This window comes from Rhodovarius lipocyclicus (genome assembly GCF_009900765.1).
GTDB classification, from domain to species: domain Bacteria; phylum Pseudomonadota; class Alphaproteobacteria; order Acetobacterales; family Acetobacteraceae; genus Rhodovarius; species Rhodovarius lipocyclicus.
The window spans coordinates 126,338-150,194 of sequence record NZ_JAAABL010000003.1 but is presented as its reverse complement, the minus strand read 5'-3'; the positions used below and the strand labels follow the sequence as shown (position 1 = coordinate 150,194).

24 protein-coding genes are annotated in these 23,857 nt (G+C 70.3%); 13 read left to right on the top strand and 11 right to left on the bottom strand.

Going from position 1 to position 23,857, the window contains the following annotated elements; all coding sequences use genetic code 11:
- Positions 1 to 2 precede the first annotated feature (2 nt).
- Positions 3 to 3,137, bottom strand: a complete 3,135-nt coding sequence (locus tag GT007_RS05895) for an efflux RND transporter permease subunit (RefSeq protein ID WP_160120652.1) — start codon at positions 3,135 to 3,137, stop codon at positions 3 to 5.
- A 12-nt stretch (positions 3,138 to 3,149) separates the two neighbouring features.
- Positions 3,150 to 4,316 (bottom strand): efflux RND transporter periplasmic adaptor subunit, encoded by a 1,167-nt coding sequence (locus tag GT007_RS05890; protein WP_160120651.1) that lies wholly within the window; start codon positions 4,314 to 4,316, stop codon positions 3,150 to 3,152.
- A 146-nt stretch (positions 4,317 to 4,462) separates the two neighbouring features.
- On the opposite strand from GT007_RS05890, the gene pbpC reads away from it, so the two are divergent.
- Genes pbpC through GT007_RS05870 form a run of 4 tightly spaced genes read left to right on the top strand, consistent with a single transcriptional unit; the run spans position 4,463 to position 8,188 of the window.
- Positions 4,463 to 6,397 (top strand): penicillin-binding protein 1C, encoded by a 1,935-nt coding sequence (gene pbpC / locus GT007_RS05885; RefSeq protein ID WP_160120650.1) that lies wholly within the window; start codon positions 4,463 to 4,465, stop codon positions 6,395 to 6,397.
- Positions 6,398 to 6,442: 45 nt separating this feature from the next.
- Positions 6,443 to 6,931 carry a YcgN family cysteine cluster protein gene (locus tag GT007_RS05880; protein WP_160120649.1) on the top strand — a complete coding sequence of 163 codons (489 nt, stop codon included), beginning with the start codon at positions 6,443 to 6,445 and terminating at the stop codon, positions 6,929 to 6,931.
- A complete protein-coding gene (locus GT007_RS05875) occupies positions 6,928 to 7,866 on the top strand; it encodes a dihydrodipicolinate synthase family protein (protein WP_160120648.1) in 939 nt (312 codons plus the stop codon). The genes GT007_RS05880 and GT007_RS05875 overlap by 4 nt, the downstream gene beginning before the upstream one ends.
- A 4-nt stretch (positions 7,867 to 7,870) precedes the next feature.
- Positions 7,871 to 8,188 (top strand): cupin domain-containing protein, encoded by a 318-nt coding sequence (locus tag GT007_RS05870; RefSeq protein WP_160120647.1) that lies wholly within the window; start codon positions 7,871 to 7,873, stop codon positions 8,186 to 8,188.
- Between the two features lie 32 nt (positions 8,189 to 8,220).
- On the opposite strand, the gene dps is transcribed toward GT007_RS05870, so the two are convergent.
- Positions 8,221 to 8,712 carry a DNA starvation/stationary phase protection protein Dps gene (gene dps, locus GT007_RS05865; RefSeq protein ID WP_160120646.1) on the bottom strand — a complete coding sequence of 164 codons (492 nt, stop codon included), beginning with the start codon at positions 8,710 to 8,712 and terminating at the stop codon, positions 8,221 to 8,223.
- A gap of 96 nt (positions 8,713 to 8,808) precedes the next feature.
- Complete coding sequence (locus tag GT007_RS05860) at positions 8,809 to 9,354, bottom strand: DUF1643 domain-containing protein (protein WP_160120645.1); 546 nt, start codon at positions 9,352 to 9,354, stop codon at positions 8,809 to 8,811.
- A gap of 99 nt (positions 9,355 to 9,453) precedes the next feature.
- On the opposite strand from GT007_RS05860, the gene GT007_RS05855 reads away from it, so the two are divergent.
- The 3 genes from GT007_RS05855 to GT007_RS05845 are packed head-to-tail and all read left to right on the top strand — an operon-like array spanning position 9,454 to position 12,169.
- A complete protein-coding gene (locus GT007_RS05855) occupies positions 9,454 to 10,443 on the top strand; it encodes a TRAP transporter substrate-binding protein (RefSeq protein WP_160120644.1) in 990 nt (329 codons plus the stop codon).
- Positions 10,443 to 10,907: a TRAP transporter small permease gene (locus tag GT007_RS05850; protein ID WP_160120643.1), complete on the top strand. Its 465-nt coding sequence runs from the start codon at positions 10,443 to 10,445 to the stop codon at positions 10,905 to 10,907. Before GT007_RS05855 ends, GT007_RS05850 begins: the two co-directional genes overlap by 1 nt.
- On the top strand, positions 10,904 to 12,169 hold the full coding sequence (locus tag GT007_RS05845; RefSeq protein ID WP_160120642.1) for a TRAP transporter large permease: 1,266 nt from the start codon (positions 10,904 to 10,906) through the stop codon (positions 12,167 to 12,169). The genes GT007_RS05850 and GT007_RS05845 overlap by 4 nt, the downstream gene beginning before the upstream one ends.
- A 5-nt stretch (positions 12,170 to 12,174) precedes the next feature.
- Here GT007_RS05845 and GT007_RS05840 read toward each other — a convergent pair whose 3' ends face one another.
- The 4 genes from GT007_RS05840 to panC form a co-directional block, all read right to left on the bottom strand.
- On the bottom strand, positions 12,175 to 13,293 hold the full coding sequence (locus GT007_RS05840; RefSeq protein WP_160120641.1) for an alginate O-acetyltransferase AlgX-related protein: 1,119 nt from the start codon (positions 13,291 to 13,293) through the stop codon (positions 12,175 to 12,177).
- A gap of 12 nt (positions 13,294 to 13,305) precedes the next feature.
- Complete coding sequence (locus tag GT007_RS05835; RefSeq protein WP_160120640.1) at positions 13,306 to 14,718, bottom strand: MBOAT family O-acyltransferase; 1,413 nt, start codon at positions 14,716 to 14,718, stop codon at positions 13,306 to 13,308.
- Positions 14,719 to 14,802: 84 nt separating this feature from the next.
- Entirely contained in the window at positions 14,803 to 15,768 is a 966-nt protein-coding gene (locus GT007_RS05830) for a Bug family tripartite tricarboxylate transporter substrate binding protein (protein ID WP_160120639.1), read from the bottom strand.
- A 26-nt stretch (positions 15,769 to 15,794) separates the two neighbouring features.
- Complete coding sequence (gene panC / locus GT007_RS05825) at positions 15,795 to 16,634, bottom strand: pantoate--beta-alanine ligase (RefSeq protein WP_160120638.1); 840 nt, start codon at positions 16,632 to 16,634, stop codon at positions 15,795 to 15,797.
- Between the two features lie 84 nt (positions 16,635 to 16,718).
- On the opposite strand from panC, the gene GT007_RS05820 reads away from it, so the two are divergent.
- Genes GT007_RS05820 through GT007_RS05800 form a run of 5 tightly spaced genes read left to right on the top strand, consistent with a single transcriptional unit; the run spans position 16,719 to position 21,196 of the window.
- On the top strand, positions 16,719 to 17,651 hold the full coding sequence (locus tag GT007_RS05820) for an ABC transporter permease (protein ID WP_457852335.1): 933 nt from the start codon (positions 16,719 to 16,721) through the stop codon (positions 17,649 to 17,651).
- Positions 17,648 to 18,466 (top strand): ABC transporter permease, encoded by an 819-nt coding sequence (locus GT007_RS05815; protein WP_160120637.1) that lies wholly within the window; start codon positions 17,648 to 17,650, stop codon positions 18,464 to 18,466. Before GT007_RS05820 ends, GT007_RS05815 begins: the two co-directional genes overlap by 4 nt.
- Entirely contained in the window at positions 18,463 to 19,407 is a 945-nt protein-coding gene (locus tag GT007_RS05810) for an ABC transporter ATP-binding protein (RefSeq protein WP_160120636.1), read from the top strand. The genes GT007_RS05815 and GT007_RS05810 overlap by 4 nt, the downstream gene beginning before the upstream one ends.
- The gene (locus GT007_RS05805; protein ID WP_160120635.1) at positions 19,404 to 20,345 is read left to right on the top strand and encodes an ABC transporter ATP-binding protein; all 942 of its coding nucleotides are present in this window, start codon (positions 19,404 to 19,406) and stop codon (positions 20,343 to 20,345) included. Before GT007_RS05810 ends, GT007_RS05805 begins: the two co-directional genes overlap by 4 nt.
- Positions 20,324 to 21,196: a DMT family transporter gene (locus GT007_RS05800; RefSeq protein WP_236571523.1), complete on the top strand. Its 873-nt coding sequence runs from the start codon at positions 20,324 to 20,326 to the stop codon at positions 21,194 to 21,196. Before GT007_RS05805 ends, GT007_RS05800 begins: the two co-directional genes overlap by 22 nt.
- Positions 21,197 to 21,220: 24 nt before the next feature.
- Here GT007_RS05800 and GT007_RS05795 read toward each other — a convergent pair whose 3' ends face one another.
- From GT007_RS05795 to rlmB, 3 genes are all read right to left on the bottom strand, one after another.
- Complete coding sequence (locus GT007_RS05795) at positions 21,221 to 21,505, bottom strand: hypothetical protein (protein WP_236571522.1); 285 nt, start codon at positions 21,503 to 21,505, stop codon at positions 21,221 to 21,223.
- Positions 21,506 to 21,582: 77 nt separating this feature from the next.
- The gene (locus tag GT007_RS05790; protein ID WP_160120634.1) at positions 21,583 to 22,347 is read right to left on the bottom strand and encodes a 2-keto-4-pentenoate hydratase; all 765 of its coding nucleotides are present in this window, start codon (positions 22,345 to 22,347) and stop codon (positions 21,583 to 21,585) included.
- Complete coding sequence (gene rlmB, locus GT007_RS05785; protein ID WP_160120633.1) at positions 22,344 to 23,384, bottom strand: 23S rRNA (guanosine(2251)-2'-O)-methyltransferase RlmB; 1,041 nt, start codon at positions 23,382 to 23,384, stop codon at positions 22,344 to 22,346. The genes GT007_RS05790 and rlmB overlap by 4 nt, the downstream gene beginning before the upstream one ends.
- A gap of 83 nt (positions 23,385 to 23,467) precedes the next feature.
- Between rlmB and GT007_RS05780 the strand changes: the two genes are divergently transcribed.
- Complete coding sequence (locus tag GT007_RS05780) at positions 23,468 to 23,845, top strand: hypothetical protein (RefSeq protein WP_160120632.1); 378 nt, start codon at positions 23,468 to 23,470, stop codon at positions 23,843 to 23,845.
- Positions 23,846 to 23,857: the final 12 nt, after the last annotated feature.

Genomic DNA, 23,857 nt, shown 5'->3' with positions numbered 1-23,857 from the left:
TGTCAGTGCTGCGCCGCGGGCTTGCGCACGAACCAGCCCTTGATGCGCTCGCGGGTGCCCTGGAACACCACATACAGCATCGGGATCATGAAGATTCCGACCAGTGCCGCCGCGATCATACCGCCGAACACCGGCGTGCCGACCGCGCGGCGCGACAGCATGGCCGCCCCCTCCGCCCAGACCAGCGGCACCAGCCCCAGGATGAAGGCGATGGAGGTCATCATCACCGCGCGGAACCGCATGCCGGCGCCCAGCGCCGCGGCTTCCCGCAGGGGCAGGCCTTCCTCGCGGCGTTCCTTGGCGAATTCCACGATCAGGATGCCGTTCTTGGCCGCCAGCGCGATCAGCACCACCAGGCCGATCTGGGCATACACATCCAGGCTGGCCCCCGCGATGAGGATGGCCCCGAAGGCACCGAGGCCACCCACCGCGACCGACATCAGGACCGGGATGGGGATGGTCCAGCTCTCATACAGCGCCACCAGGAACAGGTAGGCGAACAGGATGGCGAGCGCGATGATGATGCTGGTCTGCCCCGCCGCCTGCCGTTCCTGATAGGCGACATTGGTCCATTCATAGCCAAAGCCCGGCGGCAATGAGCGGGCGGAGATCTGCTCCATCGCCATGAGCGCCGCGCCGGAGGACACGCCGGGCGCCGGCGTGCCGCTCAGCAGCACGGAGCGCGTGTTGTTGTAGCGGCTGATGGTCTGCGCCCCCAGCACCACCCGCACATCGGCGAAGGCGCGCAGCGGCACCATTTGCCCGCGCGCGTTGCGCACCTGGATGCGCCAGATGTCGCTGATATCGTTGCGGTCGGCGGCCTCGGCCTGGATGTTCACCTGCCAGGTGCGGCCGAACAGGTTGAAGTCGTTGACATAATACCCGCCCAACGTCGCCTGCAACGTGGTGAACAGGTCGGAGATGCGCACACCCAGCGCCTGCGCCTTGTCGCGGTCCACATCCAGATAGAGGCTGGGCGTGGTGGGCGAGAAGGTGGTGAAGACGCTGCGCAGCCGCGGGTCCTGGTTGGCCGCCACCATCATGCCGAAGGCGGCGCTGCCGAGCTCGGCCGGGTCGCGCCCCTCGTAATCCTGCAGCTGGTAATCGAAACCCGAGCCGGTGCCGAGGCCGATGATCGGCGGGATATTGAAGGCGAAGACATTGGCCGTGCGGATGCCCTGGGTTTCCCCGAATACCCGCCCGATGGCGGTGAACACGCTGTCCTGCACCTGGGTGCGCTGGGCGAAGGGCTTCATGCGCGCCACCATGAAGGCGGCATTGGCCTGCGCGCCGCCGTCGATCAGCGAGAAGCCGACGATGGCCAGCATGTTATCGATGGCGGGGTTGCGGCGCAGGATCTCCTCCACCTGCTCCACCGCCTCTCGCGTGCGGGCCACGGAGGCACCCTGCGGCAACTGCAACTGGATGAAGAAGGCGCCCTGGTCCTCGGTGGGCAGGAAGCCCTGCGGCGTGCGCGCGCCCACGGCATAGATGCCATAGCCGATCACGGCCGTCAGCGGGATGGAGATGATGGCGAAGCGCAGCAGCTTGCGCACGATCCAGGCATAGCCGTCCCGCATCTTGTCGATGCCGGCCATCACATACTTGATCGGCCCCCGGCGCGGCCCGGTGTGGCGCAGCACCAGCGCGCACAGTGCGGGCGACAGCGTCAGCGCGTTGGTCGCCGAAATCACCATGGCCACGCTGATGGTCACGGCGAATTCGCGGAACATCACGCCCGCCACACCTGGAATGAAAGCCACCGGCACGAACACCGACAGCAGCACCAGCGTGATGGCGATGATGGGCCCCGTGATCTCGCTCATGGCCTTCTTGGTGGCGTCGGCGGGCGAGAGTTCCGGGTGTTCCTCCAGCACGCGCTCGACGTTTTCCACCACCACGATGGCGTCATCGACCACGATGCCGATGGCCAGCACCATGGCGAGCAGCGAGATGGTATTGGCCGAGAAACCGATGGCCAACAGCACCGCGAAAGTGCCGATCAGCGAGACCGGCACGGCGACGGTGGGAATGATGGTGGCGCGAAAACTGCCCAGGAACAGATAGACGACCAGCACCACCAGGATGAAGGCCTCCAGCACCGTCTTCAGCACCTCATAAATGGTGTCGGAGACGAAGGTGGAGGTGTCGTAGAATACCCGGTAGTCCACGCCGCTGGGGAAGCGGGTCTTCACTTCCTCCATGGCGCGGCCCACGGCGCCGGCCACGTTCACCGCATTGGCGCCGGGCGAGAGATAAATGCCCATCGCCACCGTGGGCCGGCCGTTCAGGCGGCTTTCGGTGTCCTCATTCGCGGCGCCCAGCTCGATCCGCGCCACATCCCGCACCCGCAGGATGGAGCCATCGGTGTTGGCGCGGATGACGATCTCGCCGAATTCCTCGGGCGTGGTCAGGCGGCCGCGTGTCTGCACGTTGAACTGGAATTGCTGGTCATCGCCGATCGGGCGCGCGCCGATGCGGCCCACGGCGGCCTGCACGTTCTGGCCCTGGATGGCCGTGATCACATCCGACGGCGCGATGCCCAGGCTGGTCAGCCGGTCCACCTGGAACCAGATGCGCATGGAGTAATCGAGCGCGCCGAACAGGAACACCTGCCCCACCCCCGGCACGCGGGCCAAGCGGTCCACCACGTTGATGGTGGCGTAGTTGGACAGGAACAGCGGATTGCGGGAGCCATCGGGCGAATAGATCTGCAGGAACTGCAGCACCGAGGAGGATTGCTTGCGCACGGTCACGCCGCTGCGCTGCACCTCCTGCGGCAATCTGGCGAGGGCCGCCTGCACCCGGTTGTTCACGTTCACCGTCGCGATGTCCGGGTCCACGCCCAGCGCGAAGCTGACATTCAACTGGTAGGTGCCGTCATTGGCGCTGTTGGAGCGCATGTACAGCATGCGGTCCACGCCGTTCACCGCGGCCTCGATCGGCTGGGCGACGGTCTGTTCCACCACGGCGGAGGAAGCGCCGGGATAACGCGCCGTGACCTGCACCTGGGGCGGCACGATGTCCGGGAACTGGGACACCGGGATCACCGACAGCGCGAGCAGCCCCGCGATGGTGGTGACGATGGCGATGACGATGGCCAGCCGGGGCCTGTCAACAAAGACGCCTGAGAGCATGCGGGTGGCTCCTCAGCGCGCCGGGGCGCGGGGGGCGCCCCCGGCGGCGGGGGCGGCGCTGGCGGGGCCCGGGTTCACCGGGGCGCCGGGGCGCACGCGCTGGATGCCCTCCACGATCACGCTCTCGCCGCCCTGCAACCCGTCCTCGACCACCGCGATGCCGTCCACGGTGCGGCCCAGTCGGATGTTGCGGCGGGTGGCGGCGTTGTTCTCGCCCACGATGAACACATAGAAGCCGCCCTGGTCCTGCAGCACGGCGGCGCGGGGCACCACGACCGAGAGCACGGGTTCGATACCCTCCAGCAGCACGGTCACGAACTGGCCGTCCACCAGCTCCCGCGAATCCACCGCCTGGCCCTGCACCTGGAGGCGGGGGTTGGGCATGCTGGCACGCACCAGCAGCGTGTCGGTGTTGCGGTCCACCTGGGTGTCCAGGAACTCGATCCGCCCGGACTGGCCATACAGGGAGCCATCCACCAGCCGGATGCGCACCCGGGTGGCATCCAGCCCGCCGCGGCCCTCATAGCGCGTGCGCAGCTCCTGCACCTGCCGCTGGGACACATTGAAGGCCACGCGCATCGGGTCCTGGCTGACGATGGTGGCCAGCGGTTCGGTCAGCGTGGGGGAGACGACATTGCCCGGCGCCAGCACCGAACGGCCGATCTTGCCCGCGATGGGGGCCGCGACATCGGTATAGGCCAGGTTGATCTCGGCCACGCGCACCTGGGCCTGGGCGCCCAGCACGGCGGCGTTGGCGGTGCGCTCGGTGGCCTGGGCGGTGTCGAGGGCGGCCTGGGTGCCGGCGCCGCTCGCCCGCAGCTCCCGCGCGCGGGCCAGGGCGACGCGGGCGTTCTCCAGCGTGGCGTTGGCGCTGGCCAGGCTCGCGCGGGCCTGGGCCAGCTGCGCCTCGAAGGGGGGGTGCTCCAGCCGGTAGAGCGGCGCGCCCTCCTCCACCTCGCTGCCCTCCTGGAACAGGCGCTGCTCCAGGAAGCCGGTGACGCGGGCGCGGATGTCCACGCGGTTCACGGCCTCGATGCGGCCCACGAATTCGGCGGATTCGGTCACGGGGCGGCGCTCGGCCGGGGCCACGCCGACGGCCGGCGGGCCCTGGGGGCCGAATTGCGCCAGGGCCGGGCCGGACAAGGCCAGGAAACTCAGCACAGCGGCACGCAACAGCATGGAATTTCCTCTCAAGCCCGGACTGGAAGACTGCAATTTGTTATCATGACCGCTGCGTCAATCCCCGCTCTGCGTGAGGAGATACGGGGCGGCTGTTTGGTATAGACCAAGGCAGTCGTGTTCACTCAGGAGGGGATGGATAGGGGATGCGCCGGCGCTTCGCCATCACCTTCTTGGTCACAGTTCTGCTGGCGGGCGGGGCCTGGCTGCTGGATGCTTTCCTGCCCCCGCCCATGGCGCGCGCCCTGGCCGTGGGTGGCGAGGTGACGGACCGCAACGGCCGCACCCTGTCGGTGCTGCCGGCCCCGGGCGGGGTGTGGCGGCTGGCGACCGGCGTGGGCGATGTGCCCCCGCATCTGCTGGCCATGCTGATCGCGGCCGAAGACCGGCGCTTCCGCCACCACCCGGGCGTGGACCCGCTGGCGCTGGCGCGCGCGGCGGGGCAATGGGTGCGGCGGGGGCGCGTGGTCTCGGGCGGATCGACCCTGACCATGCAGGTGGCGCGCATGCTGGAGCCGCGCCCGCGCACCCTGGCGGCTAAGGCCATCGAGGCGCTGCGCGCCCTGCAACTGGAACGGCGCTACTCGAAGGATGAGATCCTGGGGCTGTGGCTGACCCTCGCCCCCCAGGGCGGCAACATAGAGAGTGTGCGCGCGGGGGCGCTCGCCTGGTTCGGCCGCCCCGCCCGGCAGCTGGACATGGCGGAGGCCGCCCTGCTGGTGGGCCTGGCCCGCCAGCCCACCCGCAGCCGCCCCGACCGCCATCCCGAGGCCGCCCGCCGCGCGCGCGATGCCGTGCTGCTCAGCCGCGCCGCCCCGGCCGTGGAGCAGGAGGACGCGGAAATGGCCCGGCTGGTCGCCATCCCCACCCGCCGCCAGCCCTTGCCGCGCCTGGCGCCGCATCTGGCGCGGCAGCTGCGCAACGGGCCCTCTACCCTGGATGCCGGGCTGCAGCGCGCGGTCGAGGCCATCCTGGCCGAAAGCCTGCCGGGTCTGCCGGAGCGTGCCTCGGTGGCGATCATGCTGGCCGAGACCCAGCCGCGCGCCGTCCGCGCCCTGGCGGGCGGGGCATGGATGGCGGAGGCCCGGGCGGGCGCGCTGGACCTCAGCGCCGCCAGCCGCTCCCCCGGTTCAGCCCTGAAACCCCTGCTGTATGCGCTGGCCTTCCAGGAGGGGCTGGTGACGCCCGCCACCCTGCTGTCGGACATGCCGCGCAGCTTCGGGGCCTATGCGCCGGAGAATTTCGACCGCGGCTTCGCCGGGCAGATCACGGTGGCCGACGCGCTGAGGCAATCGCTGAACCTGCCGGCGGTGGCGCTGCTGGCGCAGTTGGGGCCGGTGCGCTTCGCGGGGCTGCTGAAGGAGGCGGGCTTCGCCCCGCGCCTGCCGACCGGGGCCGATCCCTCTCTGCCTCTGGCGCTGGGTGGGGCGGGGTTCACGCTGCGCGGCATGGTGGGGCTGTATGCCACGCTGGCCGATGGCGGGCGGGCCGCGCCGCTGGCCCTGCGCCCCGGCCCGCGCGCCGAGGCCCGGCAGGTGCTCGAACCCCACGCCGCCGCCCAGGTGGGCGCGGTGCTGGTGCAGCCCTTTCCGGGCGGCGGGCCTGCCGGCGTCGCTTGGAAGACCGGCACCAGCTGGGGCGGGCGCGATGCCTGGGCCATGGGCTTCGATGCCCGGCATGTGGCAGGCGTGTGGGTGGGCCGGCCCGATGGCACGCCCATGCCGGGGGCCACGGGCGCGCGGCTCGCTTTGCCCATCCTGGCGCGGGTGATGGCGCTGGTGCCGCCCGCGCCCCTGGCGCCGCTGCGCGTGCGCGCCCAGGTCGCGCCGATGGCCGAACTGCCGGACCGGCTGCGCCTGCTGTTCCCGCCCCCGGGCGCGGTGCTGGAGGAGGGTTCCGACCTCGTGATCCGCTCGGCGGGCGGGCGGCGGCCGCTGACCTTCCTGGTGGATGGCGCGCCGCTGCCCACCGAGCCCGCCCGGCGGGACGCGCGCTGGCAGCCGCCGGGCCCCGGGCAGTACCGCATCACGGTGCTGGATGCGGAGGGCACGGCGGCGGGTGCGACCATTCGCATTCGCTGACAGGGGAATGGCCCCGGCCGCCATCCCCGACTATGTTGCGCCCCGATGGCAGACCAACAGCCCTTCTGGCGCGCGAAACCCCTTGAGGCGATGACCCGCCCCGAGTGGGAGAGCCTGTGCGACGGCTGCGGCCGCTGCTGCCTGCACAAGCTGCGCGACGACGACACGGGCGAGCTGGGCTTCACCAATGTCGCCTGCCGCCTGCTGGATGGCGCCACCGGCCGCTGCCGCAACTATGAGAAGCGCCGCCGCTTCGTGCCCGACTGCATGCAGCTGACGCCGGAGCTGGTGCGCGAGATCGACTGGCTGCCCCCCACCTGCGCCTACCGGCTGCTGGCCGAGGGGCGCGATCTGCCCGACTGGCACCCGCTGGTCTCCGGCCGGGCGGAAACCGTGTTCGAGGCGGGGGTGTCCGTCGCCCACCGCGTGGTGCCGGAACGCGACGCCGGCGCGCTCGAAACCCATGTCGTGCCCTGGCCCGGCCGTTGGCCGAAACAGGCAGGCCCCCTTCCGAGAAAAAGGAACCGCCCATGAAGGATGCCCTCTACGGTGGCGTGAACGCCGCGGTGCTGACCGCGATGAACGCTGACCTTTCCCTGAACCTGGATGCGATGGCCAAGCATTGCCATTGGCTGCTGGCCAATGGCTGCAACGGCCTGGGCGTGCTGGGCACCACGGGCGAGGCCAACAATTTCGGCCTGCATGAGCGCAAGCAGATCCTGGAAGGCCTGGTCGCGCGCGGCGTGCCGGCGGCCAAGATGATGCCGGGCACCGGCTGCCCCTCCATCACCGACACGGTGGAACTGACCATCCATGCGCGTGAGCAGGGCTGCCGCGGCGTGCTGCTGCTGCCGCCCTTCTACTACAAGGCGCCGTCCGACGACGGGCTGTTCGCCTATTTCTCCGAGGTGGTGAAGCGCGTGGGCGGCGGGATCGCCCTGTATCTGTACCACTTCCCGCAGCAGTCGGCCGTGCCCTTCAGCCTGGACCTGATCGACCGCCTGACCACCGCCTTCCCGGGCGTGATCAAGGGCGTGAAGGACAGCAGCGGCGACTACGCCAACATGAAGGCGATGATCGACCGCTTCGCCAGCCGTGGGTTCGAGGTGTATTCGGGCAGCGACGAATACCTGCAGAAGATCCTGGCCGAGGGTGGCGCGGGCTGCATCACCGCCGCCGGCAATGCCAATTCCCATTGGGGCGGCATCGTCTATGCCAAGCGCACGGGCCCCGAGGCCGATGCGGCCCAGGCCATGCTGACCGCCACGCGCCGGGCCGCGACCTCCGCGCCGCTGATCCCGAACCTGCGCGAAGTGATCGCCCGCAGCAGCGGCGACAAGGGCTGGCTGAACATCCGCCCGCCGCACCTGCCCCTGCAGGGCGCCGCCGCCGACGCGGCCTGGGCTGCCTGGGTGGCCACGGGTGCCATCCCGCTGCCGGGCTTCGCCACCAAGCAGGCGGCGGAGTAAGCCCATGGCCAGCGAACCCTTGCGCTGCCGCGCGCCGGCCACCGGCACGGTGCAGATCGACGACCAGCACGTGCGCGTCACGCGCTGGGATTTCGAGCCCGGCGCCGAGACCGGCTTCCATCGCCATGGCTGGTTCTATGTGGTGGTGCCCGTGACCGACGGCACGCTGATGGCCGAAATGGCCGATGGCACCACCGGCACCTATGAGCTGAAGGCCGGTGTCTCCTACCAGCGTTTCGCCGGGGTGGAGCACAATGTGGTGAATGCGGGGGACAAGTTCCTCAGCTTCGTCGAAACCGAGCTGAAGGCCCTGCCGGGCTGACCAGAAAGGGGGGCTTCGGCCCCCCTTCCCTTTTACGCCTCCAGATGCGCTTCCAGCATCCACAGCGCCTTGTCCAGCACGCGGGACAGGCCGGTCAGCAGGTCGGCGGTATCCGCGTCGCCCGCCTCGGCCGAGGCATCCACCGCGGCGCGGGTGGTCGCGGCGAAGGCCGCGTAACGGTCCTTCAGCGCCTTCACGTGATCGAGCCCCGCGCGCAGCGTGGCGTCATAGGGTGCCAGCCGCGTCAGGCTGCCCACCTGCTGGGTGGTGCCATTGGGCGTGCCGCCCAGCTGCACGATGCGCTCGGCCACATCGTCGGTCTGTTCGCCCAGCTGGTCGTAAAAGGTCTCGAACAGCGCGTGCAGGGCGGCGAATTGCGGGCCCTTCACGGTCCAATGCGCCATACGGACGCTGTTCGTCAGGTCCATGACATCCGCCAGGGCGGCGTTCAGCAGGGTAACACTGGCGGTCTTGGCGTTGTCGCCCAGATCATTGGCGACGGGATGAAGCTTCGGCTTTGCCATGGGTTCGATCCTTCTGTTCGTTGAGAGAAAATGGTCCCACGGCCGGTCCGTGCCAAGGCGCGTCCGGCTATCGTCATGATACCAAAATCTGATCGATCAAGGCTTGTACGGAAGCGGCACCGCGTCGCGCCGCACATAGAGCGGGTGTTTCGGGCTGCCATCGGCATTCACCGCGAAGCACAGCAGCGGCACCCCCGCCCCCGCCAGCATGGCCGCGATCTGCCGCCCGCGCCCCAATAGCGGCTTCGGCGGCTGGCCCCAGGCCGCGATCACCCGCCCCGCCCGGCGGCTGAAATCCAGGATCGCCTGGTCATTGCCCGGTCCGATGGGGTCGTCGGTCTCCAGCAGGCGCTTCTTGTCGGTGGCGCGATAGGCGAAGGCGTTCAGCATCACCGCCGCCCCGAATCCCCAGGCCCGGGCGCGCGCCATGCAGCCCTGCACCGTGGGGTCGTCCACATTCTCATCGGCCGTGGAGGGGTTCATGCCGATGAAGGCCGCGTGGTCGCCGCTGCCGATGGGCTGGCCGTCCCAACGGCGTTCCAGCCAGGTGCGGTACCGCCGGCACGGCGAGAACCCCGCCGCCGACACCACATCGCCAGCCAATGCCAGCCTGACCTTACCGCCCGGATCGTGTTCGCTCATGCCCCGGGTTTTCCGCCATGCGGGGGGCAGGTCAAGGCTTGATGCCACGGCCGTTACAGCGCAGTTTGTGACAAAATCACCAATATTGAGGAAACATTCATGCTGCTCACCCGTCGCGGCGCCCTGCTGGGCGCTTCCGTGCTGGCCACCCCTGTCCTGGCGCGGGCCCAGGCCCGCCCCACCCTGAAGGTGGGCTGGACCACCAGCGACAGCGCGCAGGACCCCTACGCGATGGGCGCGCATTTCTTCAAGGAGGAGCTGGCGAACCGCGTGGGCGAGCGCATCGAGGTGCAGCTGTTCCCCAACCGCGCGCTGGGCGATGAGCGCCCGATGCTGGACGGCATGCGCCTGGGCACGGTGGACCTGGCCGTGATCACCAACGCCGTGATCGCACAGATCGAGCCCGCCTTCCAGATCAACGATATGCCCTTCCTGTTCGCCGATGCCGCCGCCGCCCAGCGCGTGCTGGACGGCGCGGTGGGCCAGTCGCTCGCCCAGCGGCTGGAAAGCAAGAGCGTGGTCAATCTGGGCTATATGGAAGGCGGCTTCCGCCAGATGATCAACAATGTCCGGCCCATCGTGCAGCCGGGCGACCTGCGGGGCGTAAAGTTCCGCGTGCTGCAAAGCCCGATCTATGTGGGGATGTACACGGCCCTCGGCGGCACCGCCGTGCCCATGGCCTGGGGCGAGACCTTCACCGCCGTGCAGCAGGGCGCCATCGACGGGCTGGAAATCCCGCTCGCGGTCATCGACGCCAACAAATACTACGAGGTCACGCGCTACCTCTCCATGACCAACCACATCTATTCGATGATCGGCCTGCTGATGGCCAAGCGCAGCCATGACCGGCTGGCGCCCGATCTGCGCGCCGCCGTGCGTGAGGCCGGTGTCGCCGCGACCGCCCGCCAGCGCACCGCCGCCGCCGCCAATGCGCGCGCGCTGGTGGGCGCGTTGGGCCAGCGCGGCATGGCGGTGAACGAGGTGGCGGACCCCGCCGCCTTCCGCCGCGCCGTGCTGCCCATGTACGAAAGCTTCCGCGGCGCCATCGGCGCCGACATCGTGCGGGACGCGCTGGCGGCGGCGGGCTGATGCGGCGAGCGACTGCCGCGCTGGCCTCTCTGCTGAAGGCCAGCCTGGTCGTGGCGGTGCTGGTGATGTTCGCCGCGATCGTGATCCAGGTGGTGATGCGCTACGTCTTCCTCGCCGCCCCCTCATGGTCCGAGGAGCTGGCGGTGCTCATGTTCTCCTGGGCGACGCTGGGCGGGCTGGCGCTGGGCGTGCGTGAGGGCTTCCACGTCGCCCTCACCCTGCTGCCGGAGGCCCTGCCCCCCGCCCCGCGCGCGGCGCTCGGCCGGGTGATCGCGGCGGGCACGGCGGTGCTGTGCGGCTATCTGTTCTGGTCCGGGCTGCGCTTCATGGACATGGCGGGCGGGTCCTACTCGGCGGCGATGGAATACCCGGCGGAGCTGCTCAACATCATGGCCCCCATCGCGGGCGCGCTGGGCGCGGTCTTCGCCATCGAGCACGCCCTGGCGCCGGAGCGCGCTGCATGAGCGTGACCCTTGCCCTGACCGCCGGGCTGGGGGCGCTGGCCGTCCTCGGCGTGCCCTTCGCCTTCGCCATCATGGGCGTCACCGCCCTGGCGCTGCTGCTGGCCGATATCGAGCCCGCCTTCCTGGCGCAGCAGCTGATCGCGGGCTCCCAGAGCTTCAGCCTGTTGGCCATTCCCCTGTTCATGCTGGCGGGCGAGATCATGTCCGCCGGCGGCATGTCCCAACGGCTGGTGGAGGTCGCGGGCACGCTGGTGCGCCACCGCACCGGGGGGCTCGCCATGGTGACGGTGCTGGCGGCGCTGGTGTTCTCGGCCATTTCGGGCTCGGCACCCGCCACCACGGCGGCCATCGGCGGCATCATGATCCCGGCCATGGTGCGGGCGGGGTATTCGGCGCCTTTCGCGGCCTCCATCGCGGTGTCGGCCGGGGTGCTGGGGCCGCTGATCCCGCCCTCCATCGCCTTCGTCATCTGGGGCATCGTGGCCGAGCAATCCATCGGGAAGCTGTTCCTGTCGGGTGTCGTGCCGGGCTTCACCATCGCGGCGGGGCTGCTGGTGGTGTGCTGGTGGCATGCCCGGCGCCACCAGGTGCCGAAACTGCCCAAGGCCGACTGGAACGAGGTGGGCCAGGCCTTCGTGGCCGGGCGCTGGGCGCTGCTGTCGCCGCTGCTGGTTCTCGGCGGCATCTATGGCGGCGTGTTCACCCCCACCGAGGCCGCGGCGATGAGCTGCCTCTACGCCCTGGTCATCGGCCTGTTCGTGGAACGCCGCATCGCCTGGGCGGAACTGCCGACCATCGTGCTGGGCGCGCTGCGCACCAGCGCCATGGTCACGTCCATCATCGCCGTCTCGACCGGGTTCGGCGTGCTGGTGGCGCAGGAGCAGATCGCGGTGAACTTCGCCTCCTGGCTGGCCGAGAATGTGCAGGAGAAGTGGATGGCCCTGGCCGGGCTGAACATCGCTTTCTTCCTGCTGGCCGCCGTGATGGATGAGATCGCGATCATGGTGGTGCTGGGGCCGATGCTGATCGCCATCGCCAACAAGTTCGGCGTGGACCCGATCCATTTCGGCTCCATGATCGTGGTGAATGTGGCGATCGGCATGGCGGCGCCGCCGATCGGCTATTGCCTGTTCGTGGGCATGGCGATCAGCAAGCAGTCGCTGGCGGCGATCAGCCGGGTGATCTGGCCGCAGATCATCGTCATGCTGATCGTGCTGATGCTGACGACCTATATCCCGGGCTTCGCGCTGATGCTGCAGTAGAGCGACTAGCGGAGGGGGCGTTCCAGAAAGGCCGATTCCTCCGCGCTGACCGGCTGGCCTAGGGCGCGTTCCAGCACTTCCCACACCACCAGCTTCGGCGGGTTTTCCCGCCAGGCCGGGCTGTTGAAATACCGCATGGCGCTGCCCGCGAAGCCGCCGCCCGCCTGGCCGAAATTGGCCACCCGCGCGCCCAGCGCCAATTGCAGCGCACCGTGGAAATCCCCGTTCACCGAGTAGCTGGACCCGATCAGCACCACCTCCGGCGCCGGGGCCTCGTCCAGCAACCCGCCGCCGGCCTCGGGCGCCTGTACGCTGGTGGCGGAATAGACATCCGGGGCGGGGCGCAGGGCGTCGGGCGCGTCCTCCAGGTTCATCAGGCGCAGCAGGTCGCCCACATGCGGCGCGGCGGGCGGTTCCTGGCGCTGGAAGCCGTCCTCTCGCCGATAGGGCAGCGGGCGGGCGGCCACGGCCTGGGCCACGGCGGCGGCGCCCAGGCGATTCCAATGGGTGTCGGTGCGCAGATACACGTCGCCCCGCACCCGTGCCGCGCGCAGGGCCGCCGCGCTGTCGATCACGGGCAGGCCCGCGGCCTCCGTCATGTCCATGAAGGCATGGTAGCGGTCGCGCGCCTGGGCCGAGAGCGGCGCGCCGCACAGGTTTTCCGGGTGCACGCGCGCCTTGTCCGGCGCCACGGTGACCAGCAGGGTGATGCCGCGCGCGGCCAACGCCTGCCGCACCCGCGCCAGCCCCGCCACGCGCCGGGCCATGGCAGCGGAGGCCTCCGGCCAGGGGCGCAGCTCCTCCGTCAGGTACAGCCAGCCCTGGCAGCCCACCCGCACCTGCGGCCCGCCGGAGCCCAGCCCATAGCGCAGCACGCCGCCCGCCATGCGCAGCCAGCCATCCACCGGCAGTTCATGGGCCATGATGTGGTTGATGGCGCCGGCGGTGCGCCCGGCCAGCAGGGCCTCGGCATTCAAGGTGGGGGCCAGGCGTTCCCGCGCGGGGGCGGAGCGCAGGGCCTCGCCCCCCTGCCAGGCGCCGAAGCCCAGCCACGCCACGGCGAAGGCGCCCTGGGCCACGGCTGCCCGCCGCCCGCCCGCGCGAAGGATGTCGAGCCAGGGCATCGCGCACCCCCCTCAGAACTGGAAATACAGGAAGGGAACGGCGGCGCGGCTGTACAGCAGCACCACCGCCAGGATGAAGGCCAGCGACGGCCCCACCTGCCAGCCGAAACGCCAGATGCCGCGGATCGCCCCGGGCTCCCGCTGCCAGGCGATATAGCTGCCGGCGGCGGGCAGCGCGCAGATCACCACGCCCAACGCCATCACCCACCATTGCTCGGGCAGGATCTGCCAGGCGAGCGCGTCGGACATCGCCACCCCATGCAGCCCGGCCATGCCGGCATAGACGCGCAGCGCCTGTTCGATGTTTTCCGCCCGGAACACCACCCAGCCCAGCATCACGGCCAACAGCGTCAGCGGCACGGACAGTGCCACCGGCAGCCGCCCGCCGCCGCGCGACCAGCCGCGATGCAGCGCCAGCAGCCCGCCATGCCAGGCGCCCCAGGCCAGGAAGGTCCAGTTCGCGCCATGCCAGAAGCCGCCGATCAGCATGGTCAGCAGCAGGTTGATATAGGTGCGCACCGCCCCCTGCCGGCTGCCGCCCAGCGGGATGTACAGGTAATCTCGCAGGAAACGGCTGAGCGTCATGTGCCAGCGCTGCCAGAATTCCTGGATGGATTGCGACAGGTAGGGCCAGTTGAAGTTCTCGGGGAAATGGAAGCCCAGCATCAGCGCGAGCCCGATGGCCATGGCCGAATAGCCCGCGAAATCGAAGAACAGCTGCAAGGTATAGGCGAAGGCCGCCACCCAGCCATCGACCAGCGAGGGCGCGGGCAGCGCGAAGGCCGCGTCCACCAGGGGCGAGAGCGTGTCCGCCAGCACCACCTTCATGGCGAAGCCCACCATGAAGCGCCGCGCCCCCGCGCCGAACAGCGCCAGGGAGTGGTCGCGGGATTTCAGCTCATCCGCGATCTCGGCATAGCGCACGATCGGGCCCGCGATCAGCTGGCTGAAAATGGCCTTATAGGCCGCGTAGTTGATGAAGCTGCGGGAGACGGGGACATCGCGCCGGTACACGTCGATCAGATAGCTGACCGATTGCAGCACATAGAAGGACAGGCCGATGGGCAGCATGATCTCCGCCCAGGGCAGCGCCGCCAGCCCCAGCGCGGCCATGGCCTGGTTGAAGCTGTGCACGCCGAAATTGGCGTATTTGAACCAGGCCAGCACGCCCAGATTGCCCGTGAGGCCAAAGGCCAGCCAGCGCCCGCGCGCCCTGCCCTCCGCGCCATCCAGCCGGAGCGCGACCAGGAAGGTGAACAGCGTGACGCCCGCCAGCAGGGCCAGGAAATCCACCCGCCACCAGGCATAGAATGCCCAGGACAGGATCAGGATCGGCCAGTTCCGCAGCCGGAACGGCGTGAGGAAATACACCGCGAAGAACAGCGGCAGGAACAGGAACAGGAACTCGAAACTGGCAAAGATCACAGCGGGTTCTCCATCCCCATTATGCGGCGCGAAGGCAGGCGCCGCCTAGCCGGAGAACCCCCCGATTTCACGCGGGCGTGAGGTTTATGGACGGATATCCTTCTCGCGCACCACGCGGGTCCAGCGCTCCAACTCCGTGTCCACGCGGCGGGCCAGGGCGGTGTGGTCGCCGGTCATGGGGGTGGCGCCCTGCTCGGCGAAGCGGGCCAGCACGTCGGGCATGGCGTTCACCTGGGCCACCGCTTCGCGCAGGCGCTGGGCCACGGCCGGGTCCAGCCCATGCGGGGCGAACATGCCGTACCAGTAACCCAGGTCGAAATCGAAGCCCAACTCGCGCGCCGTGGGCACGCCCGGGAAGGCCGCGACCCGCCCGCCGCTGGTGCTGATGGCCAGCGCGCGCACCGCACCCGCCTGCGCCCCGGACAGCATGGTGGGCGGGGCGGCCAGGGTCAGCTGGATGCGCCCGGCCACCACATCCAGATAGGCGGGCCCGGCACCGCGATACGGCACATGCGTCATGCGCCCGCCCGTCAGGTCCTGGAACACCTCCATGTACAGATGCATGGTCGAGCCATTGCCCATGGAGCCGTAGTTCAGCGCATCCGGCCGGGCGCGGGCGATGGAGACGAGGTCCTGCAGGGTCCGGGCCTCGAAATTCGCGGGCACGGTGAAGACGGCGGGGTATTCCACCATTTCCGTCACCGGCTCGAACTGGCGGCGCACGTCGAAGCCTGGGGCGGGCAGCAGCGGCGGCACGGTCACGATGGAATTGTCGGTGATGAGCAGGGTGGTGCCGTCCGGCCGGGCCTGGGCCACGGCGTTCCAGCCGACGATGCCGCTGCCGCCGGTGCGGTTTTCCACCACGAAGGACTGCCCCGTGACCTGGGACAGCCGCTGGGCATACAGGCGCGCCACGTAATCCGTGGTGCCGCCCGGCGCCCAGGTGATGATGACGCGCACGGTCTGGCCCTGGCCCTGTGCCTGGGCTGGGGCGCCCTGCCCCATCATGCCCAGCGCCAGCAGGGCGCCGAGCCACTTCCTGATATTCATTGTCGTTTCCTCCTGCAGGGCGGGGTTCAACCCACCGGGATATTGTCCAGCAGCCGCACGCTGCCGAGCCTGGCCGCGGCCAGCAGCCGCATCGGCCCGGGCTGGATGGCCGCCAGCGGCTTCAGACTGGGGCCGTCCACCAGGGCCAGGTAATCGGGCTGGAAGCCCTCGCGGGCCAGGGCTTCGGTCTCGGTGGCCAGGGCCTCTGCCACCGGGGCGCCGCCCGCGATGGTCCCGGCCGCGCGGCGCATGGCCGCGATCAACAGCGGTGCCCGGGCGCGCTCATCGGCCGAGAGGAAGCGGTTGCGGGAGGACATGGCCAGCCCGTCCGCCTCCCGCACCGTGGGCACCGGCAGGATGCGGGTGGGGATGTCCAGGTCCAGCGCCATGCGGGTGACGACCTGCAATTGCTGCCAGTCCTTCTCGCCGAAGGCCGCGACATCGGCGCCCGATTGCAGGAACAGCTTGGCGCAGACGGTGGCGACACCCCGGAAATGCCCGGGGCGGGCATCGCCCTCCCAGCCGGCGGTGGGGCCCGTCACCTCGATCGTGGTGCCGGCGCCGGGCGGGTACATCACCTCCACCCCCGGCAGCCAGGCGATGTCGCAGCCGGCCTCTCGCAGCTTGGCCAGGTCGCCCGCCTCATCGCGCGGATAGCGGGAGAGGTCCTCGTTCGGGTTGAACTGCAACGGGTTCACGAAGATCGAGGTGACGACCGCATCCGCATGCTGGCGGGCGGCGGCGACCAGGGCGATATGCCCGGCATGCAGCGCGCCCATGGTGGGCACGATGGCGATGCGGCGGCCGGCCGCGCGCAAGCGGGCGGTCGCGGCCCTGAGGGCCGGCAGTGTTTGGCACGTTTCCATGCCCCGGAGCCTAGTTTGCGGGCAGCACCGCTGGAAGCCCGTCCCGCGCTGCCGAGGCATGCACTAGCCACGACGCGCGCTTGCCTGTTAGCTGTTCAATCGATAGTCAATTTCGTCCTGCGCCGCCTTGTGCTCGCCCTGCTGGTCAGCCTGACGGTGCTGACCCTCGCCTTCACCCTGACGCGCCTGTCGGGCGACCTCGCCATTTCCATCGCGGGGCCCGCCGCCACGCAGGAGGATGTGGAGATGGTCCGCCGCGCCTATGGGCTGGACCGGCCGCTGCTACAGCAGTTCTTCTCCTGGGTGGGCCGGGCCGCGGTGGGCGATTTCGGCGAGAGCTTCTTCTTCCGCGCCCGCGTGTCGGACCTGATCCTGGAGCGCATGCCCGTGACCCTCACCCTTGGGCTGGTGGGGCTGTGCATCGCGCTGGTGGTGTCGATCCCGATGGGCATCCTGGCCGCGGTGCGGGAAAACACCTGGGTGGACCGGCTGGTGCAGCTGGTGGCCATGCTGGGCCAGGCCATGCCGGGCTTCTGGCTGGGGCTGATCATGATGATCTTCTTCGGGCTGCAACTGGGCTGGCTGCCGGTCTCGGGCACCGGCAGCTGGGAGCATTACGTCATGCCCGGCATGGTGCTGGCGTTCTCGGCCATTCCGGCGCTGACGCGCCTCACGCGCTCGGGCATGATCCAGGCGCTGGGGTCGGATTACATCCGCACCGCGCGGGCCAAGGGGCTGTCGCGCTTTTCCATCCTGTTCAAGCACGCGCTGCGCAACGCGGCGCTGCCGGTGGTCTCCATCGCCTCGGTGCAGCTGGGCTTCATGCTGGGCGGCTCGATCGTGATCGAGAGCGTCTTCGCCCTGCATGGCGTGGGTTTCCTGGCGTGGGAGAGCATCACCAAGAACGATTTCCCCGTGGTGCAGGCCGTGGTGCTGGTGCTGGCCTGCATCTACATCGCCCTGACATTGGCGGCCGACATGCTGAACGCCCTGCTGGACCCGAGGCTGCGCGGATGAAGAAGGCCGGATTGTATGTCGGGCTGGCGATCCTGGTGCTGGTGGCGTTGGCCGCCATCCTGGCCCCCTGGATCGCGCCGCATGACCCCTATGCGCAGGATCTGAACAACCGCCTGGCGGTGCCGTTCTGGATGGAGGGCACCAACCCCGCCAACCTGCTGGGCACCGACCAGCTGGGGCGGGATTACCTGTCGCGGTTGCTGTATGGCGCGCGGGTGTCGCTGATCATCGGCGTGCTGACGGTGATCGTCTCGGGCGTCATCGGCATCACGCTGGGGGTGCTGGGCGGCTTCTTCGGCGGGCGGGTGGATGATGTGGTGCTGTTCCTGATCACCACGCGCCTGGCCATTCCGGTGGTGCTGGTGGCGCTCGCCGTGGTGGGGCTGTTCGGGTCCTCGGCGGTGCTGGTGGTGACGGTGCTGGGGCTGCTGCTGTGGGACCGCTTCGCCGTGGTGGCGCGCAGCACCACCATGCAGGTGCGCGGGCTGGACTATGTCTCCGCCGCCTGGGCCGCCGGGTGCTCCACGCCGCGCATCCTGCTCAGCGAGATCCTGCCCAATATCCTGTCGCATCTGGCCGTGGTCGCCACGCTGGAAATGGCGTTGGCCATTCTGCTGGAGGCCTCGCTCTCCTTCCTCGGCCTCGGCGTGCCGCCGCCCTTGCCCAGCTGGGGGCTGATGATCGCTGAGGGGCGCGATTTCATGTTCTTCTCCGCCTGGGTGATCTGGATCCCCGGCATCGCGCTGTTCGTGCTGGTGCTGGGCATCAACCTGCTGGGCGACGGCCTGCGAGACTTGGTGGGGGGCCGCGCATGAGCCTGTTGGAAGTGCGCGACCTGCATGTGCGCTTCGGCCAGACGGCCGCGGTGCGCGGCGCCGACATCGTGGTGGAACGCGGCGAGACCCATTGCATCGTGGGTGAGTCGGGTTGCGGCAAATCCGTCACCTCGCTGGCGGTGATGGGGCTGCTGGCCAAGGGTGCGGAACGCCGCGCCGCCCGCATGGCCTTCGACGGCATCGACCTGCTGCCGATGAACGAACGCGCGCTGTCCCGCCTGCGCGGCGACCGCATCGCGATGATCTTCCAGGAGCCGATGACGAGCCTGAACCCCGCCTATACCGTGGGTTCGCAGATGGCCGAGGTGCGCACCCGCCACAAGGGCGGCACCCGCCGCGCCGCGCTGGACCGCGCGGAGGAACTGTTGGGCCGTGTGGGCATCACTGCCCCGGGTCTGCGGTTGGGGCAGTTTCCGCACCAGCTCTCGGGGGGGCTGCGCCAGCGCGTGATGATCGCCATGGCGCTGATGAACGACCCCGAATTGCTGATCGCGGACGAACCCACCACGGCGCTGGACGTGACCATCCAGGCGCAGATTCTGCGGCTGCTGGCGCAGTTGCAGGCCGAATTGGGGCTGGGGCTGATGCTGATCACCCATGATCTGGGCGTGGTGGCGCGCGTCGCCACCCGGGTTTCCGTGATGTATGCGGGCCAGGTGGTGGAAACCGCCACCACGGCCGAGCTGTTCGCCAACCCCCGCCACCCCTACACGCGCGGCCTGCTGGATTGCCTGCCGGTGCCGGGCAAGCTGCCGCCCGGATCGCAGCTGGGCACCATCCCCGGCATGGTGCCCAAGCTGACCGAGGGCTTCCGGGGCTGCGGCTTCCGCTCCCGCTGCGCCTACGCGCAGCCGGCCTGTGAGGCCGATATCCCGCTGTACGGCACCACCCACCTCTCGCGCTGCGTGCTGTCGGCATGACGCCCGCGATCGAGATCAGGAACCTCGCCAAGCGGTTCAACGTGAAGCAGGGCTTCTTCGGCAAGCCGCGGGAGGTGCGCGCCGTGGACGGCGTGAACCTGCGGCTGGAGGAAGGCGCCACGCTGGGCATCGTGGGCGAATCGGGCTGCGGCAAATCCACCCTGGCCAAGCTGATCCTGGGCCTGCTGGCACCCACGGAGGGCGACGTGCTGGTCGCCGGGCAATCCCTGGGCGCACTCGACCGCCGTGCCCGCGCCCGGCTGATCCAGCCGGTGTTCCAGGACCCCTTCTCCTCGCTCAATCCGCGCCGGCGGGTGGTGGATGTGGTGGCCATGCCGCTGGTGGCCCAGGGCGGGCTGTCCGGCGCCGAGATCCGCGCCCAGTCGCTGGCGATGCTGGAGCGCGTGGGCATCTCCGCCGAGATGGCCGGGCGCTATCCGGCCCAGCTTTCGGGCGGGCAGCGGCAGCGCGTGGCCATCGCCCGCGCCCTGGTGCTGCGGCCGCGCATCCTGCTGTGCGATGAGCCGACCTCGGCGCTCGATGTGTCGGTGCAGGCGCAGATCCTGAACCTGCTGGCCGAGCTGCGGCGGGACATGGGCATCACCACGCTGTTCATCTCCCACAACCTGGCCGTGGTGGAGCATGTGGCCGATGCGGTGGCCGTGATGTATCTGGGCCGCTTCGTGGAATACGCGCCCGCGAAGGAATTGTTCGCGGCGCCGCGCCACCCCTACACGCGGGCCTTGCTGGCCTCCGTGCTGACGCCGGAGCCCGGGTTGGGCGTGCCCGATGTGGGGCTAGGCGATGCGATGCCCGATCCCTCCAACATCCCGCCCGGCTGCCGCTTCCATCCGCGCTGCCCGGTGGCCATCGCGCGTTGTTCGACCGAGGCCCCGCCACTCGTAGGGGGCGCGGAGTGCCATCTGCTCACCCCCTAGGGCTGGTGCTGCTGGTGGTCGCGGCCTTTGGCTGGGGCACCAACTGGCCGTTGCTGAAGGTGCTGCTGCGCGAACTGCCGCCCATGAGCATCCGGGCGCTGGGCTGCTGCATCGCCGCTCTGCTGCTGGCCATCGTCGCCCGCGCCCTGGGGCAGAGCCTGTCCGTGCCGGCCGGCATGCGCGGGCGGCTGGTGCTGGCTTCCTTGTTGAATGTCACGGCCTGGATGGGTTTCGCCACCATCGGCCTCGTCTGGCTGCCTTCCAGCGAGGCCTCCATCGTCACCTATACCGCGCCGATCTTCACGGTGCTGCTGGCTTGGCCGGTGCTGGGTGAGCGGCCGGGCTGGCGGCGGGTGGCGGCCATGCTGCTGTGCTTCACCGGGGTGGGCATCCTGTTCGCGGGCCAGCGCTTCGATGTGGGGCTGGAGAAGCTGCCGGGCGTGCTGTCGGTGATGATGGCCGGGTTCTGCTTCGGCCTGGGCACGGTGCTGGGCAAGCGCATGCCCCTGCGCCTGCCGCCGGTGGCGCTGACGGCGTGGCAGGTGGGCATCGGCGGGCTGCCGCTGATCCCGCTGGCGCTGCTGCTGGAAAGCCCGCGCTGGGCCGAGGCCTCGGGCACCGCCTGGGCGCTGTTCGCCTGGATGACGATCATGCCGCTCGGCCTCGCTTATCTGGCCTGGTTCGAGGCGGTGAAGCGCGTGCCGGCCAACCTGGCCTCCATGGGCACCATGCTGGCGCCCATGTTCGGCGTGGCGGGGGCCGCGATCTTTCTGGGCGAGCCCTTCGGCCCCCGGCAGATCGCGGCGCTGGTGCTGACGGTCTCGGGCGTGGCGCTGGCCGCGCGGGGTTAGGCGTGCCCCATTAGGCGTGCCCCATTAGGCGTGCCCCACTGGGCCCAGCGAATCCGCGTTGGTCGCCCGCACGATGGAGGCGAACAGCCGCAGCGCGTCGGGCCCGCCGCGATCGACCAGCGTGCCCTCCTCCATCTCGAAGGCGAGCAGATCGGCCTGTTCGGCCAGGGTGGCGGCGGCGCGGCGCATGGCTTCGCGCGCCAGCACCAGTTGCAGTTCTTCAGGGATCGCGTGCCAGTCCTGGCCCCTGGGGGAGGAATCCGGCAACTGGGCGGCCCGCTGACGGGCGATGGGCTTGTTGGACGGCATGGTGCCTCTACTCCGCGCGCCGTCCTGGCGTGAACCGGGCCCAAGCTGGCCCCGGTCCGATTCATGCCATGTAACCCTTAAGAAAAGGTGAGCTCGGCGCTGCCCAGCCCCTCGAAACGGGCCTCCACATGGCAGGGGCCCTCCAGCCACAGGGGCGGGATGACGGAGCCCAGCCACACCACCTGCCCCTTCCTCAGCCCGCCAAAGGCATGGGCGGCGCCGGAATCGGCCAGCCAGGCCAGGGCCGCCATCGGGTGGCCCAGCAGGTCGCGCCCATGGCCGCCGCCACGCGAGACGCCATCGACGAACATCTCGCCCCAGATGGCGCCCAGGTCGATCTTGCGCCAGCTCTTCGGCGGCGCGGCCAGCACGCCGCCGGCGTGGAAGACCTGGTCGGCCACCAGCGTCGGCGTGCGCAGCTCCCGCAGGTCGCCGTAGCGTTTTTCCACGATCTCGATCGCGGCCATCACATCGGCGACCGCCGATTCGGCCTCGGCCGCCGTGATCGGCCCTGGCGCGATATCCCGGCCGAGGCGCACCGCCACCTCGCACTCCACGCCAACCGCCAGGAAATCCGCGAAGCGGAAACGCGCGCCGCTGGCCTGGGGCGTGCCCGGCGGCACGAAGCCCGCCGCCGGGCCCGGCAGGCCCAGATACTCCTGCATGACCTTGGTCGTGGCCCCGATCTTGAAGCCCGCGGGCGGCACCGCGCCCAGCGCCCGCGCCACGCGGTGCTGCAAGTCATAGCCCGCCGCGAGGTCGGCGGGCGCGGCCTTGCCCATCGGCGCCAGCACCCGCTTCTCGCGCCGCGCGGTCAGGATCAGGTCCAGCGCATCGGTCATTTTCTGGTTCTCCCGAACTCGTACAGCGCCACCGAGGCGGCGGCGGACACGTTCAGGCTCTCAACCTCCGGGCTGATCGGCAAGCGGCAGATCACGTCGCAGGCCTCCCGCGTCAGGCGGCGCATGCCATCGCCCTCGGCGCCCAGCACCAGCACCACGCGGCGGTCGCGCGGGGCGGCCTCGGCCAGGGTCTCGGTGCCGTCGCCATCCAGGCCCAGCACCCAGAAGCCGGCCTTCTTCAAGGCTTCCAGCGCGCGGGAGAGGTTGACCTCCCGCAATACCGGCACGGTTTCCAGCGTGCCGGAGGCAGCGCGCGCCAGCGCGCCGGTCTCGGGCGGCGCGTGGCGGTCCTGCATGATGACGCAGGCGGCGCCGAAGGCCGCGGCGCTGCGCAGGATGGCGCCGACATTGCGCGGGTCCGTCACCTGGTCCAGCACCAGCACGGGGCCGTCATTGCGGGTGATGGCGGCTTCCCAATCGGGTTCCTCCAGCGGCTCCACCAGGGCGACGGTGCCCTGGTGCACCGCGTCGGCGGGCAGGAAGCTGGAAAGATGGGCCTTGTCCACCTGCTCCGGGATCACGGACCAGGGCAGCGGCACCTGGCGCACCAGGGCCGTGTGGGCCTCCTGCGTCAGCAGCAGGCGGCGGATGGTGCGCCGGGGATTGGCCAGCGCGGCCTGCACCGGGTGCAGCCCATACAGCCAATAGGTGCCGCGCGGGGTGGATTCGGCGGCCAGCATCTGCGGCGCGCGGGCCATCTGCGGCGGGCGGGCGCCACGGCCCGCCTGGCTGGCGGCCTGGCGGGCGGCGGCGGCCTGTGCGGCCTGGCGGGCACCGGGGGCCGCCATGGCGGCGCGCCCCAGGGCGGGCTGCTGCGGCGCCCGCTGCGGGCGTTCGGGCTGGCGTTCGGGTTTGCGCTCGGCTTGCGGCGGGCGCGGCGGCGCGTCCTCACGCCCCTGATGGGGGCCCTTGCTGGGGGAGTGGGGGCGGCCCTTGGCGGGGCGGCCCTGGTTCGGGCGGGAAGGCGGACGAGGCATGGCGCGCATGTGGCGCGGCAGGGGGGGTGATGTCCAGCACCGATGAAACAACCCTGCGGCGCATCATGCGTTATGATGGAGCCATGCAACGCATCACCCTCACCCTGCTTTCCGCGCCCGGGCTGCCCATGGGGGACAGCCGTTGGCGCCTCAGCCTCAGCCTGGAGGCCGGGCCGCATGGGCTGCCGGACACCGCCGCCTGGGCCGCGCGCACCGCCGACTGGAGCGCGGCGCTGACCCCGCCCGATGCCGCGCCGCGGCTGGGGGACATCCATCACGACGATGATTTCGGCTGCTGGTCCCTGCGCCTGGCCGAGGAAGGGCACTCGCTGGGCGATGCGGCGCAGGAATTCATCCAGTTCCCCGCCATGCTGCGCCCGGGCGAGACCCTCGTGACGCGCGCCCCAGATGGTAGCGAACGCGCATGGCGGATTGTCGAGGTGATGACGACGGGCGCCTGAAAAGCTGTTACA

Bases quoted from the DNA above. Each gene is read 5' to 3' on its own strand.
- GT007_RS05890 (WP_160120651.1), bottom strand. From the start codon at position 4,316: ATGCTGTTGCGTGCCGCTGTGCTGAGTTTCCTGGCCTTGTCCGGCCCG.
- GT007_RS05875 (WP_160120648.1), top strand. From the start codon at position 6,928: ATGAAGGATGCCCTCTACGGTGGCGTGAACGCCGCGGTGCTGACCGCG.
- GT007_RS05850 (WP_160120643.1), top strand. From the start codon at position 10,443: ATGCGGCGAGCGACTGCCGCGCTGGCCTCTCTGCTGAAGGCCAGCCTG.
- GT007_RS05810 (WP_160120636.1), top strand. From the start codon at position 18,463: ATGAGCCTGTTGGAAGTGCGCGACCTGCATGTGCGCTTCGGCCAGACG.
- GT007_RS05790 (WP_160120634.1), bottom strand. From the start codon at position 22,347: ATGACCGATGCGCTGGACCTGATCCTGACCGCGCGGCGCGAGAAGCGG.
- panC (WP_160120638.1), bottom strand. From the start codon at position 16,634: ATGGAAACGTGCCAAACACTGCCGGCCCTCAGGGCCGCGACCGCCCGC.
- GT007_RS05840 (WP_160120641.1), bottom strand. From the start codon at position 13,293: ATGCCCTGGCTCGACATCCTTCGCGCGGGCGGGCGGCGGGCAGCCGTG.
- GT007_RS05895 (WP_160120652.1), bottom strand. From the start codon at position 3,137: ATGCTCTCAGGCGTCTTTGTTGACAGGCCCCGGCTGGCCATCGTCATC.
- GT007_RS05830 (WP_160120639.1), bottom strand. From the start codon at position 15,768: ATGAATATCAGGAAGTGGCTCGGCGCCCTGCTGGCGCTGGGCATGATG.
- GT007_RS05880 (WP_160120649.1), top strand. From the start codon at position 6,443: ATGGCAGACCAACAGCCCTTCTGGCGCGCGAAACCCCTTGAGGCGATG.
- GT007_RS05815 (WP_160120637.1), top strand. From the start codon at position 17,648: ATGAAGAAGGCCGGATTGTATGTCGGGCTGGCGATCCTGGTGCTGGTG.
- GT007_RS05805 (WP_160120635.1), top strand. From the start codon at position 19,404: ATGACGCCCGCGATCGAGATCAGGAACCTCGCCAAGCGGTTCAACGTG.
- GT007_RS05845 (WP_160120642.1), top strand. From the start codon at position 10,904: ATGAGCGTGACCCTTGCCCTGACCGCCGGGCTGGGGGCGCTGGCCGTC.
- GT007_RS05855 (WP_160120644.1), top strand. From the start codon at position 9,454: ATGCTGCTCACCCGTCGCGGCGCCCTGCTGGGCGCTTCCGTGCTGGCC.
- rlmB (WP_160120633.1), bottom strand. From the start codon at position 23,384: ATGCCTCGTCCGCCTTCCCGCCCGAACCAGGGCCGCCCCGCCAAGGGC.
- GT007_RS05780 (WP_160120632.1), top strand. From the start codon at position 23,468: ATGCAACGCATCACCCTCACCCTGCTTTCCGCGCCCGGGCTGCCCATG.
- GT007_RS05860 (WP_160120645.1), bottom strand. From the start codon at position 9,354: ATGAGCGAACACGATCCGGGCGGTAAGGTCAGGCTGGCATTGGCTGGC.
- dps (WP_160120646.1), bottom strand. From the start codon at position 8,712: ATGGCAAAGCCGAAGCTTCATCCCGTCGCCAATGATCTGGGCGACAAC.
- pbpC (WP_160120650.1), top strand. From the start codon at position 4,463: ATGCGCCGGCGCTTCGCCATCACCTTCTTGGTCACAGTTCTGCTGGCG.
- GT007_RS05795 (WP_236571522.1), bottom strand. From the start codon at position 21,505: ATGCCGTCCAACAAGCCCATCGCCCGTCAGCGGGCCGCCCAGTTGCCG.
- GT007_RS05870 (WP_160120647.1), top strand. From the start codon at position 7,871: ATGGCCAGCGAACCCTTGCGCTGCCGCGCGCCGGCCACCGGCACGGTG.